The sequence below is a fragment of the Pseudomonas sp. GLN_2 genome (assembly GCF_043106005.1).
GTDB classification, from domain to species: Bacteria; Pseudomonadota; Gammaproteobacteria; order Pseudomonadales; family Pseudomonadaceae; genus Aquipseudomonas; species Aquipseudomonas alloputida.
The window spans coordinates 135,761-151,193 of sequence record NZ_JBICMC010000077.1 but is presented as its reverse complement, the minus strand read 5'-3'; the positions used below and the strand labels follow the sequence as shown (position 1 = coordinate 151,193).

Genomic DNA, 15,433 nt, shown 5'->3' with positions numbered 1-15,433 from the left:
GGGCCATGCATAAAGAAGCCCTTATCCCCTATCTGCTGTTGCTCGGCGACAGCGCCCTGGTCCAGGGCCAGCGCCTCTGTGAATGGTGTGGCCGCGCCCCGGCCATCGAGGAAGAGCTGGCCCTGATGAACGTCGGTCTCGATCTGGTCGGTCAGGCCCGCAACTGGCTGGAGTATGCCGCCGAGCTGCTCGACGATGGCCGTGATGCCGATGCCCTGGCGTTCCGCCGTGACGAGCGCGCCTACCGCAACCTGCTGCTGGTTGAGCAACCCAACGGTGATTTTGCCGTGACCATGACCAAGCAGTTCCTTTACGACGCGTGGCACTTCGCCGTGCTGCAGGAGCTGGTCGAGTCCAGCGACGCGCGAATCGCCGGTATTGCCGCCAAGGCCCTGAAGGAAGTCACCTACCACCTGCGCCGGTCCAGCGAATGGGTACAACGTCTGGGCGGTGGTACCGATGCCAGCCGCCAGCGCATGCTTGCCGCTATCCCGACACTGTGGCGCTTCACCGTTGAGCTCACCGCTGGCAGCGACAACGAAGTCCGTCTGGCCGAATGCGGTATCGGCGCCGATCCAGCTACCGTCGGCGCCACCTGGCTGAAGCAGGTCACCGCGACGTTTGCTTCGGTCGAACTGCCGCTGCCCAAGGCCGCCAGCCACTTCTACCTGGATGGCCGCAAAGGCCTGCACACCGAACATCTGGGCCTGCTGCTGGCCGAAATGCAGTTCCTGCCAAGGGCCTACCCCGATGCAACCTGGTGAACTGATTGCCGGCGACCGCGGCGCGCGGGCACAGCAAGGCGACGACCTGGCTCGCGCCTGGGCGGTATTGGGCCAGGTCATGGACCCTGAAGTGCCGGTGGTCAGCGTGGTCGACCTGGGGATCGTGCGCGATGTCGATTGGCGCGCCGGCCACCTGCACCTAGTGGTCACCCCGACCTACTCTGGCTGCCCGGCCACCGAAGTCATCGAAGGGGATATCCGCCAGGCGCTGGAACAGGCCGGTTTCACCGCGCCAGAGCTGGAGCGCCGGCTGACCCCGGCCTGGAGCACTGACTGGATCAGCGAACTGGGCCGCGAGCGCCTGCGCGCTTATGGCATTGCGCCGCCGCAAGGCAGTGCCAGCAAGCGCAGCCTGCTCGGCGAAGCCCCCCAGGTGTGCTGCCCGCAATGCGGCAGCGCCCATACCGAATTGCTCAGCCAGTTCGGCTCCACGGCCTGCAAGGCGCTGTACCGCTGCCGCGAGTGCCTGGAGCCATTCGACTATTTCAAATGCATTTGAGCCGTGGAGACCATCATGAGCCAGTTTCACAGCCTGACCATCAAGCAAGTGCGCAATGAGACCCGTGATGCGGTATCGATTGCCTTCGATGTGCCCGAGCACCTGCAGGACCAGTTCCGCTTCACTCAGGGCCAGTACCTGGTCATGCGCACCCAGCTGGATAACGAAGAAGTCCGCCGCTCCTACTCCATCTGCAGCGCCGTACAGGACGGCGAACTGCGCGTGGCCGTCAAGCGCGTCCCGGGCGGGCGCTTCTCGGCGTTTGCCAATGAAGTGCTCAAGGAAGGCCAGCAGCTGGAAGTAATGCCGCCATCGGGCAGCTTCTTCGTGCCGCTGGACCCGGCTCGCCAGGGCAACTATCTGGGGGTGGCCGCCGGCAGCGGCATCACCCCGATACTGTCGATCATCGCCACTACGCTGGCCAGCGAGCCGCACAGCCGTTTCACCTTGCTGTACGGCAACCGCTCCAGTTCGGGGGCGCTGTTCCGCGACAAGCTCGAAGACCTGAAAAACCGTTACCTCGACCGCTTGAACCTGATTTTCGTGTTCAGCCGCGAACAGCAGGATGTTGACCTGTACAACGGCCGCATCGACGCCGACAAATGCGGCCAGCTGTTTTCGCGCTGGCTGGACGTTGCCGGCCTGGACGCGGCGTTCATCTGCGGCCCGCAGGCGATGACCGAGACCGTGCGTGACAGCCTGCAGGCCAACGGCATGTCCAAGGAACGCATCCACTTCGAGCTGTTCGCCGCCGCCGGCAGCGAGGCCCGCCGCGAAGCCCGTGAGGCGGCACGCCAGGTGGATTCGGCGCTTAGCCACATCACCGTGATCAGCGACGGCCGCGCCCTTGCTTTCGACCTGCCGCGCAACACCCAGAACGTGCTGGACGCCGGCAACGCCATTGGCGCTGAGCTGCCCTACTCGTGCAAGGCCGGCGTGTGCTCCACCTGCAAGTGCCGGGTGATCGAGGGCGAAGTGGAGATGGACAGCAACCATGCCCTCGAAGACTACGAAGTGGCGGCCGGGTATGTGCTGTCGTGCCAGACCTACCCGGTGAGCGACAAGGTGGTGCTGGACTTCGACCAGTTGTAGACCGAGTCGACTGCTTCGCGGGTAAACCCGCTCCTACAGGGCCTTGGGGCAGCATCCTTACCTGCGAAGAGGGCCTAAGCAACAACGCAATACCCCGCGTGACCTCAACACAACAATTACAAAACCAAGAGATCGCTTGCCATGACACCCGAACGCATAGAAAGCATTGCCAACCACCCCGACTTCCAGCACCTGGTGCGGCGCAAGCGCCGCCTCAACGGCAGCCTGACCCTGGCCATGCTGGTGGTCTACTACGGCTTCGTCCTGCTGGTTGCGTTTTCGCCCAGCACCCTTGGCCAGTCCCTCAGCGGGGGCGTGACCACGGTCGGCATGCTGGTGGGCGTGTTGATGGTGCTGCTGTCCTTTGCCCTGACCGGCATCTATGTGCACCGCGCCAACAACGTGCTCGACCCGCTCAACGACAAGGTCAAGCAGGAGTGCGCACAATGAACTGGACCGCCATTTCGATGTTCATGGTGTTTGTCTGCTTCACCCTGCTGGTCACCCGCTGGGCTGCCTTGCGCACCCGCTCGGCCAGCGACTTCTACACCGCCGGCGGCGGCTTGACCGGCATGCAGAACGGCCTGGCGATCGCTGGGGACATGATCAGTGCCGCTTCGTTCCTGGGCATTTCCGCGATGATGTTCATGAACGGCTACGACGGCCTGTTGTATGCCCTTGGTGTCCTGGCGGGCTGGCCGATCATCCTGTTCCTGATTGCAGAGCGCCTGCGCAACCTGGGCAAGTACACCTTCGCCGACGTGGTCAGCTACCGGCTGGCGCAAACCCCGGTGCGCTTGACCTCGGCTTTCGGCACCCTGGTGGTGGCGCTGATGTACCTGGTGGCGCAAATGGTCGGCGCCGGCAAGCTGATCGAGCTGCTGTTCGGCATCAGCTACCTCTACGCGGTCATGCTGGTCGGTGTGCTGATGGTTGCCTATGTCACCTTCGGTGGCATGCTCGCCACCACCTGGGTGCAGATCATCAAGGCGGTAATGCTGCTCTCTGGCACCAGTTTCATGGCCTTCATGGTGCTCAAGCACTTCGGCTTCAGCACCGAGGCCATGTTTGCCAGTGCGGTGGCCGTGCATGCCAAGGGCCAGGCGATCATGGCCCCAGGCGGCTTGTTGTCCAACCCGGTGGACGCCATTTCCCTCGGTTTGGGCATGATGTTCGGCACCGCTGGCCTGCCGCATATCCTGATGCGCTTTTTCACTGTCAGTGATGCCAAGGAAGCACGCAAGAGCGTGTTCTATGCCACCGGTTTCATTGGTTACTTCTACCTGCTGCTGATCGTTGTCGGCTTTGGCGCCATCGTCATGGTCGGCACCGAGCCGTCCTACCGCGACGCCACCGGCGCCATCATCGGTGGCGGCAACATGGTCGCCGTGCACCTGGCCCAGGCCGTGGGTGGCAACCTGTTCCTGGGCTTCATCTCTGCCGTCGCCTTCGCCACCATTCTGGCTGTGGTCGCCGGCCTGGCGCTGTCCGGGGCATCGGCCGTGTCCCACGACCTGTATGCCTGCGTAATGCGCAAAGGCAGGGCTACCGAGCAAGAGGAAATGCGCGTGTCACGCATTGCCACGTTGCTCATCGGCCTGCTGGCGGTGATCCTGGGCCTGATGTTCGAGTCGCAGAACATTGCCTTCCTTTCCGGCCTGGTGCTGGCGGTGGCCGCTTCGGTCAACTTCCCGGTGCTGCTCCTTTCCATGTTCTGGAAAGGCCTGACCACCCGTGGCGCGGTGTGCGGCAGCATGGCCGGGCTGGTCTCGGCGGTGCTGTTGGTAGTGCTGGGCCCGGCGGTGTGGGTCAACGTACTGCACAACGAAACGGCGCTGTTCCCCTACAGCAACCCTGCGCTGTTCTCCATGAGCCTGGCCTTCCTCAGTGCCTGGGTGTTCTCGGTTACCGACACCTCCGAACGTGCCGTTGAAGAGCGTGGTCGCTACCTGGGCCAGTTCATCCGCTCCATGACCGGTATCGGTGCGGCTGGCGCCAGCAAACACTGACTTCAAGGACGAACAGACATGTCGGGTAAAACAACAACAATGAACCGCACACACTTCCTGTCAGCCGCCTGGCTGGCCACCTTCGCCCTGCCGATGCCCGCGCTGGCCGACTTCATCGGCGACAGCCATGCACGCCTGGAGCTGCGCAACCACTACATCAACCGTGATTTTCGCCAGAGTAACGCCCCGCAGGCCAAGGCCGAGGAATGGGGCCAAGGCTTTACCGCCAGGCTGGAGTCGGGCTTTACCGAGGGCCCGGTCGGCTTTGGCGTGGACGCGCTGGGCCAGTTGGGCATCAAGCTCGATTCCAGCCGCGACCGTCGCAATACCGGCCTGCTGCCTTTTGGCCCGAACAGCCACGAACCGGTCGATGACTACAGCGAGCTAGGCCTGACCGGCAAGGTACGCGTGTCCAAGAGCACCTTGCGGGTGGGCACCTTGCAGCCGATCCTGCCGGTGGTGGTGTACAACGACACCCGCCTGCTGGCATCCACCTTCCAGGGTGGCCTGCTCACCAGTCAGGACCTCGATGGCCTCACCTTCAATGCCGGACGCCTGACCAAGGCCAACCTGCGGGATTCGTCTGGCCGCGACGACATCGGCTATGGCGCTGCCAGCAGTGACCACCTGGACTTTGGCGGTGGCAGCTACGCCATCACCCCGCAAACCACGGTCAGCTATTACTACGCCAAGCTCCAGGACATCTACCGTCAGCAGTTCGTCGGTCTGATCGACACCCGCCCACTGGCAGAAGGACTGAGCCTGCGCAGTGACCTGCGCTACTTCGACAGCCGCAACGACGGTGCCGAGCGTGCCGGCAACATCGACAACCGTAACTTCAACGCCATGTTCACCCTGGGCGTGCGGGCGCACAAGCTCACCGCCACCTGGCAGCAGATGTCCGGTGACAGCGCCTTCCCGTTCGTCAACGGCGGCGACCCGTTCACCGTCAACCTGGTCACCTACAACACCTTCACCCGCGCCGGGCTGGACGCTTGGCAAGTGCGCTACGACTACGACTTCGTTGCCATGGGCATCCCCGGCCTGAGCTTCATGACCCGCTACACCGACGGTCGCCACGCGGAAACTGCCACCGTGACCAATGGCCGCGAGCGCGAGCGCGACACCGACATCACGTATGTCATCCAGAGTGGCCCGTTCAAGGACGTCAGCCTGCGCTGGCGCAATGTCACCTTCCGCTCCGGCAACGGCCTGACCAACGCCGTGGACGAAAACCGCCTGATCATCGGCTACACCCTGGCGCTGTGGTAACAGCGCCTCTCACATTTTGAACAGCATGGAGAACAGCATGTCTGCCGCCCCTACTCTGCAAAGTTTCATCGCCGGCCGTTGGCTAGGCCAGCACGGCGCCCAGGCCCTGCGCAGCGCCCTCGACGGTCACGTACTGGCCTACAGCCATGAAGAGCGCCCGGACTTCGCCGAAGCTGTGGACTACGCGCGTGCACGCGGTCTTGCCTCGCTGATGGGCATGGATTTCCAACAACGTGCCCAGCGCCTCAAAGCCCTGGCCCTGTACCTGGCCGACCACAAGGAGCAGCTCTACGCCCTGTCGCACCACAGCGGCGCCACCCGGGCCGACAGCTGGATCGATATCGAAGGCGGCAACGCCACGCTGTTCTCCTATGCCGGCATCGGCAGCCGCGAGCTGCCGTCGGGTAACCTGGTGCACGAAGGGCCTGCCATACCCTTGGGCAAACAAGGCCATTTCGCCGGTAGTCACATCCTGGTGCCACGGGCAGGCGTTGCGGTGCACATCAACGCGTTCAACTTCCCCATCTGGGGCATGCTGGAAAAGTTTGCCCCGACGTTCCTGGCCGGTATGCCCTGCATCGTCAAGCCAGCGACCTCGACCAGCTATTTGACCGAGGCCGTGGTACGCCTGATGAATGCCTCCGGCCTGCTGCCCGAAGGCAGCCTGCAGCTTGTTATCGGCAGCACCGGCGACCTGCTCGACCGCCTGCAGGGGCAGGACGTGGTGACCTTCACCGGCTCCGCCGACACTGCCGCGAAACTGCGTGTGACGCCCAACCTGATTCGCAACTCAGTGCCGTTCACCGCCGAGGCCGACTCGCTCAACTGCGCCATCCTCGGCCCGGACGTGAGTCCGGACAGCGAAGAGTTTGACCTGTACATCAAGGAAGTGGTGCGTGAAATGACCACTAAAGCCGGGCAGAAGTGCACCGCCATCCGCCGTGCGATCGTCCCGGCCAGGCACCTGGATGCCGTCGCCACCCGCCTGCGCGAACGCTTGAGCAAGGTCGTGGTTGGCGACCCGTCCCTGGAAGGTGTGCGCATGGGGGCCCTGGCCTCCCATGACCAGCAGCGCGATGTCGGCGAGCGGGTGCGCAGCCTGCTGCAGACTTGTGATCAGCTGTTCGGCGCCAGCGATGGCTTTGCCCCGCGTGGCGAAGGCGTGGCTGAAGGCGCGTTCTTTGCGCCAACCTTGTTGCAGGCCCGCGACCCACATGCCGAGGGCGGCGCCCACGATATCGAAGCGTTCGGCCCGGTCAGTACGCTGATGGCCTATGACGACCTCGACGAAGCCTTGGCACTGGCTGCCCGTGGCAAAGGCAGCCTGGTGGCGACCCTGGTCACCGCCGACCGCAGCGTGGCCGCCAAGGCTATCCCGGTGGCTGCTGCCTGGCATGGCCGACTGCTGGTGCTCGATAGCCAGGCTGCCAAGGAGTCCACTGGGCACGGCTCGCCGCTGCCGCAGCTCAAGCACGGTGGCCCGGGCCGCGCCGGTGGTGGTGAAGAGCTGGGTGGCCTGCGTGCGGTCAAGCACTACCTGCAGCGCGCCGCCGTGCAAGGCTCGCCGAGCATGCTCACGGCGGTCACCGGCGAGTACGTGCGCGGCGGCGACGTGATCGAAACCGACGTGCATCCGTTCCGTCGCTACTTCGAGCAGCTGCGTATCGGCGAGTCGCTGCTCACCCATCGCCGCACCGTGACAGAAGCTGACCTGGTCAATTTCGGCTGCCTGTCAGGCGACCATTTCTACATGCACTTCGACGAAATCGCCGCCAAGGCGTCGCAGTTTGGTAAACGCATTGCTCACGGTTACTTCGTACTGTCGGCAGCGGCCGGGCTGTTCGTGTCGCCCGGTGCCGGACCGGTGCTGGCCAACTATGGGCTGGATACCCTGCGGTTCATCAACCCGGTGGGGATTGGCGATACCATCCAGGCGCGGCTGACCTGCAAGCGCAAGATCGACCAGGGCAAGACCAGCCCGCTGGGGCAGCCGCAGGGGGTGGTGGCGTGGGATGTGGAGGTGACCAATCAGCTGGGTGAGCTAGTGGCCAGCTATGACATCCTGACCTTGGTGCTGAAACAGCCAGCATGATGGGTTGAAGCTACTGGCCTCCTATCGGGCACGCCGCCTCTGACCGGCATAGCGCCCTTGTGGGAGCGGGTTCACCCGCGAAGAGGTCGGTAGCGGTTCAAGGCACTTGGGATCAGTACACGTACGTGGCTGCAGTGAAGCATGCAGGCATCTAAACCGTTGGTCAGCGACTGCCAATGCTCAGTGAACCTCTGGCGTACTCCTGTAGCTCTCAATTCATGAGGACCATCAACGAGGACTGCGCAATGGATTCCCTACTGCGAATGGGTGGCGGCAATGTTGAAGATGACTGGCCGGAGCTGGAGCCGGATCGACGCAATGATCGGACAGACGACCCGGATACCGACCCCAATGTGACTGATGATGAGGAAAACCGGCCCGGCGTCCCGGCCAGCGACCCTGAGTCTGGTGCCTGATACGGTGAGTATCAGCGTATCCTGCAGGAGCGGGCACGTCCGTTCCTGCAGTTTCTTTTACCGGTTGCAGGCGAGCTATTAAACCATCGCCGCCGGATCGCCCACCGACTGGTTGGGTTTGCTTCCCGAAATCCGCCAGCTCACGGCGGTAATGCCGTAACGCTCGGCCATCGGCCGACTGACCTTCCTGATTTTCTCGCGACCGAACTTGGGAATGATGCCGATGCCCGCATCACAACTTGCCCAATGCCAAGCCTCGGCATTGTCCAGGCGTTCCAGGCGAATGATGAAACTGCGCGGCTGGTCATGCAGTTTGTAATCGATTATGTACAGCTGTGGACTAGGCATCGCAGGGGGCCTCCTCTTCTCCATGGATGACATTTTGATTGATCGGGCGGTGGCCAGAAGATTCAAAATTTTGTCCAACAAAATGTCATGGCGCGATTCCGGGGCGGTTACCCCGAAATCGCTGCTGGGCACCTATGGGGAGCTGGCGTTCAGCGAAAGCTCCCTCTCACTGGCTGCGGCCTGCGCCGTGGCTGTTGCGCCCCCCCTTGCGTCCGGCTTCCGATGCCCGTTGGCGGTCGTTGGCAAAGTTGCCGCCAGATGCCTGGCCACCCTTGTGGCCAGCGCGCGATGCCCTCTCGCGGTCATTGGCAAAGTTACCTGGGTTGGTTTCCTTGGTGCCGCCGCGCTGGCGGGTTCGCTCTTGGTCCTGCGCCATGTCGTTTCTCCTTGCGATGGATTGGCTGATCGCATGAATCGATGCCATGCCTAGCTTCCGAGCCCCCGATCGGTCGCTGTGCTCAATGGTTTTACAGTCAGCTGACCGGTGGCACTAAAAACATGCAGGCAGGCTGTTTGCGTAATGGAAGTGACCGTTCGTCAGCTTCAACGCAACGTTTATTGCCAGCCAGGGCCGAAACTTCATGCAATAAAGGAATCGCCCAGGAGCCGGAATGAAACCAGTCAAGCATCGCGCCACCATCATTTGCCGGCATGGCAAGCAGCGCCACAAGTGGTTGTGGGTGAGAAAGCCGAAGGCGCCCTGGACCCTTCCAGGCGGCAAGATCGAACCCGGCGAGACGCCGATGCAGGCCGCGCAGCGGGAGTTGCTGGAAGAGACTGGGCTACAGGCTGAATCGCTGGTGTTGTTGATGCGCCACGAAACGTCAGAGCGTGTGCATTACGTGTTTGCAGCGGAGTTTGCCGAAGCACCGCAGCCCAAGGCCCGGCACGAAATTGCCGACTGCCGCTTTGCACACCTGGATCAGGTGGCTGTGGTGAAGGGCGAGATCAAGGCCCTGATCCGCTCCTTGCTGGCTTGTGACGCGGGCACGGCGGCGTCCGTTCGGTAAGCTAGGCGTGCACACTCCACTGAACGGCATCTGACGCGATCGGCATCTCGTCGATTGCATGGATCATTCCGTTTTCCAGCGCCTCCCGCGGCGCCAGTATCCTTGGATAAGCCATTAGATAGCGCGGTACATCCAGGACCTCGGCCGCGCCTTTCGTGCGCTCGGCCACGATCTGCGCATACAGGCGAAGGTCGTAATCCAGGCTCATCGCATACTCGGACATCCGCGAATGGTCCACCGAACCATGCAAGGTCCAATGAAACGGGTGGAAAAGAAACTTGCTGAAACTGCAAGCCGTGCGTCGCTCTCCGGCAAGGAAGAGGATATTGCCCATGGATTCCACCGTACCCAGGTTGTGGGTATGCACCTCCACGGGTAACCCCCGCAGAAAGTTGTACAGGGTAAAGCCATAGCTGCATTCGCCGCCCATGGTGGCGATGTTCAGTTGCAGAAGCTCGGCACCCTGTTGCAATGCCCGTGAGCAGGTCGTGATCAGGTTGCCGCAGGTAGACGAATTGATCGGCCCGGTGAAGTGGATGATATGTCTGGCCATGCTTGCCTCCGCGGGTGGCAGGTCATTGCTTGTGCTTTTGCACATCGTCGCCCAGCCCGGCCATCTGGCAACGGGAGAAACGCTCCAATGTCATCCTGGCACCCTTCCATGAAACGGGTATGCGGTGGAGACGCCAGCTGCCGCAAAGTTCAACTCGGCGTCAGCATTTCCGTTGGTCAAGCGTTGTGAACCCTCGCCGGCCTTTGCCGGTCGCATTTTCAGAGCGACCGAACAAGGAACCGGCAGTGAGGACGGCAGCGTGAGCGATATTCGCATCGGTATCTCCGGGTGGCGCTATGGCCCCTGGCGCAAGGACTTCTACCCCAAAGGCCTGAAGCAGGACGATGAACTGGCATTCGCTTCACGGGCGGTGAACAGCATCGAGATCAATGGCTCGTTCTACAGCCTGCAAACGCCCCAGCGGTATCTGGGCTGGCGTGAAGAAACGCCGGACGGCTTCGTGTTCGCGGTCAAGGGGCCGCGCTATATCACCCATGTCCGGCGGCTGAAGGACATCGAAGAGCCAGTGGCTAATTTTTTCGCCTCCGGGCCGCTGCTGTTGGGCGAAAAGCTCGGGCCGTTCCTGTGGCAGTTCCCCCCCAACATGAAGTTCGATGAAGACCGTTTTGCCCGGTTTCTGGCGCTGCTGCCACACACCCGCAAAGCGGCCCTTGAACGCGCCCAAGGCTGCGCCGAGCGCCTGAAGGGTAATGGCAGCCTTGCCATCAAGGGCAATGCTCGCTTGCGTCACGCCGTGGAAATCCGCCACGAGAGTTTCCTTTGCGAAGCCTTCATCAAGCTCTTACGCAAGCATCGCGTAGCGCTGGTAGTCGCCGACAGCGCCGGTAAATGGCCCTGTGTCGAAGACGTGACCGCCGACTTCGTCTACATGCGCCTGCACGGGGATGTGGAGCTGTACAGCAGCGGATATACCGCACGCGCGCTGCGGCGTTGGAAGCAGCGTATCCAGCTATGGAGCGAAGGTAACCAGGCGGACGATGCCCGCCTGGTCGTGCCGGGGCCGCCGCCTCGGCGTGCCGCACGGGATGTGTACTGCTATTTCGACAACGACCAGAAGGTTCACGCGCCATACGACGCCAGGCGCTTGCTGCAAAAGCTGTCGTTGGACCATGAGTTGATGACCGAGCCAGGCGTGGTGCCGGAGGTGGCCTTGTGAACAGGACCCTGCCCGCCCCACGCTGCATCATCGACAAGGTGACCGCTGTACGCCGGCTCAATGTGTTGACGCTGAACGTGCACAAAGGCTTCACCTTCTTCAACCGTCGCTTCATCTTGCCCGAGTTGCGCGAGGCTGTTCGTGCCACCGGCGCCGACCTGGTGTTCTTGCAAGAGGTGCACGGCAGTCACCAGCAGCACGCCTTGCGCCACCCTGCCTGGCCCGAAACACCGCAGTACGAGTTTCTGGCCGACAGCATGTGGCCGCAGTTCGCCTATGGCCGCAATGCGGTGTATCCCCATGGCGACCACGGCAACGCGCTGTTGTCGAAATTCCCCATCAGCCGCTTCAACAACCTGGATGTGTCGGTGCAGGGCAATGAACAACGTGGCCTGCTGCATTGCCAGCTGGAGGTGCCGGGCCATGACGAGGTGCATGCGGTATGCGTACACCTGGGCCTGCGCGAAGCACACCGGCAGCGCCAGGTGAAGCTGATGCTGGACCTGCTGGCCAGCCTGCCGCCCAACGCGCCGGTCATCATCGCCGGCGATTTCAACGACTGGCGGTTGAAGGCGGACGCGGTGCTCAGCGAACACCTGACAGAAGTCTTCGGCACTCCGGCGCGCAGTTTTCCCGCGCGCCTGCCGTTGTTGCGCCTGGACCGCATCTACTTGCGAAACGCGGTGCCGGGCGCTGCCCAGGTGTTGTCCAAATACCCGTGGTCGCATCTGTCCGACCACGTACCACTGGCTGCGGAGATCAACCTGTGAACCGACCCTGGGTAGACGGCAATGGCGTGCAGTTGCTGATCAATGGCGAGCAGTACTACCCCCGCGTATTCGAGGCCATGGCCCAGGCGCGGGAAGAAATATTGCTGGAAACCTTTATCATCTTCGACGACAAGGTGGGCAAGCAATTGCAGCAGGTGTTGATCGAGGCGGCCCGGCGCGGTGTACGCGTGGAAGTGGCGGCGGATGGCTACGGCACAGCCGAGCTGCCGGCTGAGTTCATTTCAGCGATGACCGACGCGGGTGTAAGCTTTCATGCGTTCGATCCGCAGCCGCGCTTGTTGGGCATGCGCACCAACCTGTTTCGCCGTTTGCACCGCAAGATCGTGGTGGTTGATGGTGAACGGGCTTTCATCGGCGGTATTAACTACAGCGCCGACCATTTAGGCGACTTTGGTGCCATGGCCAAGCAGGACTATGCCGTGGAGGTCACTGGGCCGGTAGTGGCGCAGGTACATGCAGCCAGTAAGCGCCTGATGTCTCCTGTTCTGCAGCCACCCAGTGCGGTACGCCCGGTTACCGAGCCCGCCGGAAGCAGCAGTGCTGTATTGATCGAGCGCGACAACGGCATGCGCAGCACTGATATCGAGGCGCACTACCTTCAGGCGTTTCGTAAAGCCAGGCAACGCATTGTCGTCGCCAACGCCTACTTCTTCCCAGGCTACCGATTGATGCGCGAGCTGCGCAATGCGGCCCGGCGTGGCGTAGAGGTTCAGTTGATCTTGCAGGGCCAACCCGACATGCGCTGGGTACGCGCATTGTCGCGCCTGCTGTACAACTACCTGCTGCGCGACGGGGTGAAGATCCATGAGTACTGCCAGCGGCCGTTGCACGGCAAGGTGGCACTGGTGGACGACCAATGGGCCACCGTCGGCTCCAGCAACCTCGACCCCCTCAGCCTGTCGTTCAACCTGGAGGCCAACCTGTTCATTCGTGATCGGGCCTTCAACCAGCAACTGCACCAGCATCTGCAGGCACTGGCCAGCGAGCAATGCAAACCGGTCACCTTGGAGCGCATGATTCGCGGCTACTGGTGGCGAGCACCGTTGATCTTCGTGTGCTTCCACGTGATCCGCCACTTCCCGCGCATTGCGGGCTGGTTCCCAGCGCACCGGCAGCGTTTGCGCTCGGTGCAGCCGGAAGCCGAACCTCATGGCAACTTGCACGAGGGCAACTCCTGATGGCGCGCAAAAGCTGGCAAACGTGGGGCAAACGTCTGCTCACACTCGCGTTTCTGATCCTGATCCCTGTGCTGTTGTACCTGCTGGCGCGCAACCTGGACTGGAACGAAGTGCGCCAGTCTTTGCTGGCCTACAAGCCTGGCACCCTTGCCATCGGCTTGGCGATCGCGTTGAGCAGCTACCTCGCGTTTGCCAGTTACGACCTGTTGGCCCGGGCTTACACCGGCCACACGCTACCTGCCCGGCAGGTATTGCCCGTCGCGTTCGTGTGCTACGCGTTCAACCTCAATTTCACGACCTGGGTAGGCGGGGTTGCCTTGCGCTACCGCCTTTATGGCCGGCTGGGCCTGGATACCGCGACCATTACACGCATCCTCACCTTGGGGCTGTTGACCAACTGGATGGGCTATATGCTGCTGGCCGGCACCGTATTCGCCCTGGGCCTGGTGGAGATGCCCGGTAACTGGGCGGTGGGCACTACAGGCCTGCGCCTGATCGGCCTGCTGTTGCTGGCGATTGCGGGCGGCTACCTGCTGGCCTGTGGTTTCGCCAAGAAGCGCACCTGGTGCTGGCGCGACCACGAAGTGACGCTGCCCTCGCTGCGTCTGGCGCTGTGCCAGGTGGCGCTGGGTGCCAGCAACTGGGCACTGATGGCGCTGCTGATCTTCTGGCTGCTGCCGGGCGAAGCGTTCTACCCATCGATTCTCGGCATCCTGCTGATCAGTTGCGTGGCCGGTGTGGTGGCGCATATCCCTGCGGGGCTGGGCGTGCTGGAAGCGGTGTTTCTGGCCCTGCTGCATGGGCAGATGGCCCAGGGCACGCTGGTGGCTGCCCTGCTCGGCTACCGCACGTTGTACTACCTGATTCCGCTGCTGTTGGCAGTGGTGACCTACCTGATCCTGGAAAAGCGCGCCAAAGCCATGCGCCGGCGCGACAAGCCTGCTCAGACCTGACGAGGGTCTTGTGCCCTGGAGGTGGAAAATGCGTGTTCCTGCCTTGATGATGATGGTTGCCAGCCTGGCCAGCGGCCAGGCCTGGGCCGAAGCTTGCAATGTGCTGACTCGCTCCTCCAGCGACGCTGTGACGCCGGTGGAGCGGCACACCTGTTACAGCTACAGCAACATGCCCGCCGAAGCGATCAACTGGTCATGCAGCAACGAAAGCAAGGACATGCTCAATAGCGAAAAGAGCAAAGTAGCGCGGTGTGCCGATGGGAGTGTCGGCAGCTGCATCGCTCCCCTGACCCCAGAGGCATTGGCCAATCCCAAGGCAATCGGTGGCGAGAAGCCGGCGTTACCCAAGGATGCGCGGGTGATCACTTACTATTACGACACCCCGAGCCTCGGCCAGGCCCGTAGCGACTGTGAGCGAAATAACGGGGTCTGGCAGACCCACTAGTACAAAAGGCTGGGAGCCAGCGCAAGCCCGCTCCCAGAATAAGATCAAAGGGCGGGGCGATCGCCTGCAAGGGCACCCCGCCTATCTGCTTCAGGGCGAGATCGGATCACTCGCTGGAAAGGTTTCATCCAGCGCATTGTCTACCGCGCTCTCGCCAGGCTTTTCACCACAATGGCAGTCCTGCATCCGGCATGGCTCACCCTTGCGGTGGCCGCTGGCGCAGGCCTCGCAGCAATAGGCCTTGCCGTCGCGCTGCAAGGCATTGGCATCCACCGTGCAGGAACAGTGCGTACACGCGCAGCGTTGATCGTTCATGGCTTGCTCTCCTCGTCGTCAATCACTTCATCGGTCCAGGGCACCCCATCCAGCGGTGCGGATCGGGCCAATTCGGCCTCGTCCAGGCCAATGCCGCCACCAATCTCATCGGCATCCACCTGGCGCAAATGCTGGTCTGCCGGGCCGTCACTGCCGCCCGGCTCGTGGGGGGCGCGTGCGCCGGTTTCGTCCAGCAGGGTGTCCGGGCTCAAATCGTCATAGGTGACATTGTCCTCATGCAGGCTGTCACTCAGCGTTTCGCCGCCGGTCATGCCACTTTGTGCCACGCGCTGGGGTGGGAACTCACGGGCGACCTCGGCGGCGGGTCGCTCGTCGCCCACACGCCCTTCGCGTTCGTCCAGGCGTTCATCGAAATCCAGTTCATGCACGCTGCCCATGCGGTCCTCAGTGTCATCGATTTCGGTGGGGGTGTATGGCTTAGGTGCATCGGGTCGGGTCATGTGCGTTCTCCATCAGGTGGCTTCATTCGGTCGACTA

At 62.6% G+C, this 15,433-nt stretch carries 18 protein-coding genes and 1 pseudogene; 14 read left to right on the top strand and 5 right to left on the bottom strand.

Annotated features, from left to right (window positions below):
* Positions 1–5 precede the first annotated feature (5 nt).
* The 8 genes and pseudogenes from paaC to ACF8Q6_RS17610 all read left to right on the top strand — a co-directional run bounded on the left by paaC (position 6) and on the right by ACF8Q6_RS17610 (position 8,165).
* The gene (gene paaC, locus ACF8Q6_RS17645) at positions 6–764 is read left to right on the top strand and encodes a 1,2-phenylacetyl-CoA epoxidase subunit PaaC (protein WP_004374516.1); all 759 of its coding nucleotides are present in this window, start codon (positions 6–8) and stop codon (positions 762–764) included.
* Complete coding sequence (gene paaD, locus ACF8Q6_RS17640) at positions 751–1,284, top strand: 1,2-phenylacetyl-CoA epoxidase subunit PaaD (RefSeq protein WP_004374513.1); 534 nt, start codon at positions 751–753, stop codon at positions 1,282–1,284. The genes paaC and paaD overlap by 14 nt, the downstream gene beginning before the upstream one ends.
* 15 nt (positions 1,285–1,299) lie before the next feature.
* The gene (paaE, locus tag ACF8Q6_RS17635) at positions 1,300–2,376 is read left to right on the top strand and encodes a 1,2-phenylacetyl-CoA epoxidase subunit PaaE (RefSeq protein ID WP_161773754.1); all 1,077 of its coding nucleotides are present in this window, start codon (positions 1,300–1,302) and stop codon (positions 2,374–2,376) included.
* Positions 2,377–2,517: 141 nt separating this feature from the next.
* Complete coding sequence (locus tag ACF8Q6_RS17630; RefSeq protein ID WP_004374508.1) at positions 2,518–2,826, top strand: DUF485 domain-containing protein; 309 nt, start codon at positions 2,518–2,520, stop codon at positions 2,824–2,826.
* A pseudogene (locus ACF8Q6_RS17625) lies at positions 2,817–4,385 on the top strand (cation acetate symporter); the annotation flags it as partial. The gene ACF8Q6_RS17630 and the pseudogene ACF8Q6_RS17625, both read left to right, overlap by 10 nt.
* A gap of 39 nt (positions 4,386–4,424) precedes the next feature.
* Complete coding sequence (locus tag ACF8Q6_RS17620) at positions 4,425–5,657, top strand: OprD family porin (protein ID WP_392491854.1); 1,233 nt, start codon at positions 4,425–4,427, stop codon at positions 5,655–5,657.
* Between the two features lie 37 nt (positions 5,658–5,694).
* Positions 5,695–7,749, top strand: a complete 2,055-nt coding sequence (gene paaZ, locus ACF8Q6_RS17615) for a phenylacetic acid degradation bifunctional protein PaaZ (protein WP_392491852.1) — start codon at positions 5,695–5,697, stop codon at positions 7,747–7,749.
* Positions 7,750–7,994: 245 nt separating this feature from the next.
* The gene (locus ACF8Q6_RS17610) at positions 7,995–8,165 is read left to right on the top strand and encodes a hypothetical protein (RefSeq protein ID WP_392491850.1); all 171 of its coding nucleotides are present in this window, start codon (positions 7,995–7,997) and stop codon (positions 8,163–8,165) included.
* Between the two features lie 78 nt (positions 8,166–8,243).
* Here ACF8Q6_RS17610 and ACF8Q6_RS17605 read toward each other — a convergent pair whose 3' ends face one another.
* Together ACF8Q6_RS17605 and ACF8Q6_RS17600 are read right to left on the bottom strand one after the other, a co-directional pair.
* Positions 8,244–8,513, bottom strand: a complete 270-nt coding sequence (locus tag ACF8Q6_RS17605; RefSeq protein WP_004374494.1) for a DUF6555 family protein — start codon at positions 8,511–8,513, stop codon at positions 8,244–8,246.
* Positions 8,514–8,679: 166 nt separating this feature from the next.
* Positions 8,680–8,889, bottom strand: a complete 210-nt coding sequence (locus ACF8Q6_RS17600) for a general stress protein (protein WP_012052306.1) — start codon at positions 8,887–8,889, stop codon at positions 8,680–8,682.
* 235 nt (positions 8,890–9,124) lie between these two features.
* Here ACF8Q6_RS17600 and ACF8Q6_RS17595 point away from each other — a divergent pair, with 235 nt between their 5' ends.
* Entirely contained in the window at positions 9,125–9,523 is a 399-nt protein-coding gene (locus ACF8Q6_RS17595; RefSeq protein WP_012052307.1) for an NUDIX hydrolase, read from the top strand.
* Position 9,524: 1 nt separating this feature from the next.
* Here the strand turns inward: ACF8Q6_RS17595 and ACF8Q6_RS17590 are convergent, their stop codons facing one another.
* Positions 9,525–10,076 (bottom strand): ATP-dependent Clp protease proteolytic subunit, encoded by a 552-nt coding sequence (locus tag ACF8Q6_RS17590; protein WP_012052308.1) that lies wholly within the window; start codon positions 10,074–10,076, stop codon positions 9,525–9,527.
* Positions 10,077–10,200: 124 nt separating this feature from the next.
* Here ACF8Q6_RS17590 and ACF8Q6_RS17585 point away from each other — a divergent pair, with 124 nt between their 5' ends.
* From ACF8Q6_RS17585 to ACF8Q6_RS17565, 5 genes are read left to right on the top strand one after another with little or no spacing between them, the layout of a single operon-like run.
* The gene (locus ACF8Q6_RS17585; RefSeq protein ID WP_392491848.1) at positions 10,201–11,253 is read left to right on the top strand and encodes a DUF72 domain-containing protein; all 1,053 of its coding nucleotides are present in this window, start codon (positions 10,201–10,203) and stop codon (positions 11,251–11,253) included.
* Positions 11,250–12,023: an endonuclease/exonuclease/phosphatase family protein gene (locus ACF8Q6_RS17580; RefSeq protein ID WP_392491847.1), complete on the top strand. Its 774-nt coding sequence runs from the start codon at positions 11,250–11,252 to the stop codon at positions 12,021–12,023. Before ACF8Q6_RS17585 ends, ACF8Q6_RS17580 begins: the two co-directional genes overlap by 4 nt.
* Positions 12,020–13,222, top strand: a complete 1,203-nt coding sequence (clsB, locus tag ACF8Q6_RS17575; RefSeq protein WP_053867985.1) for a cardiolipin synthase ClsB — start codon at positions 12,020–12,022, stop codon at positions 13,220–13,222. The genes ACF8Q6_RS17580 and clsB overlap by 4 nt, the downstream gene beginning before the upstream one ends.
* Complete coding sequence (locus ACF8Q6_RS17570) at positions 13,222–14,175, top strand: lysylphosphatidylglycerol synthase domain-containing protein (protein ID WP_012052312.1); 954 nt, start codon at positions 13,222–13,224, stop codon at positions 14,173–14,175. Before clsB ends, ACF8Q6_RS17570 begins: the two co-directional genes overlap by 1 nt.
* 28 nt (positions 14,176–14,203) lie before the next feature.
* Entirely contained in the window at positions 14,204–14,620 is a 417-nt protein-coding gene (locus ACF8Q6_RS17565; RefSeq protein ID WP_012052313.1) for a hypothetical protein, read from the top strand.
* A 90-nt stretch (positions 14,621–14,710) separates the two neighbouring features.
* On the opposite strand, the gene ACF8Q6_RS17560 is transcribed toward ACF8Q6_RS17565, so the two are convergent.
* Positions 14,711–14,935 (bottom strand): metallothionein, encoded by a 225-nt coding sequence (locus ACF8Q6_RS17560; RefSeq protein ID WP_004576227.1) that lies wholly within the window; start codon positions 14,933–14,935, stop codon positions 14,711–14,713.
* Positions 14,932–15,396, bottom strand: coding sequence for a phosphotransferase system, HPr-related protein (locus tag ACF8Q6_RS17555; RefSeq protein WP_392491846.1), 465 nt, complete (start codon positions 15,394–15,396; stop codon positions 14,932–14,934). Before ACF8Q6_RS17555 ends, ACF8Q6_RS17560 begins: the two co-directional genes overlap by 4 nt.
* Positions 15,397–15,433: the final 37 nt, after the last annotated feature.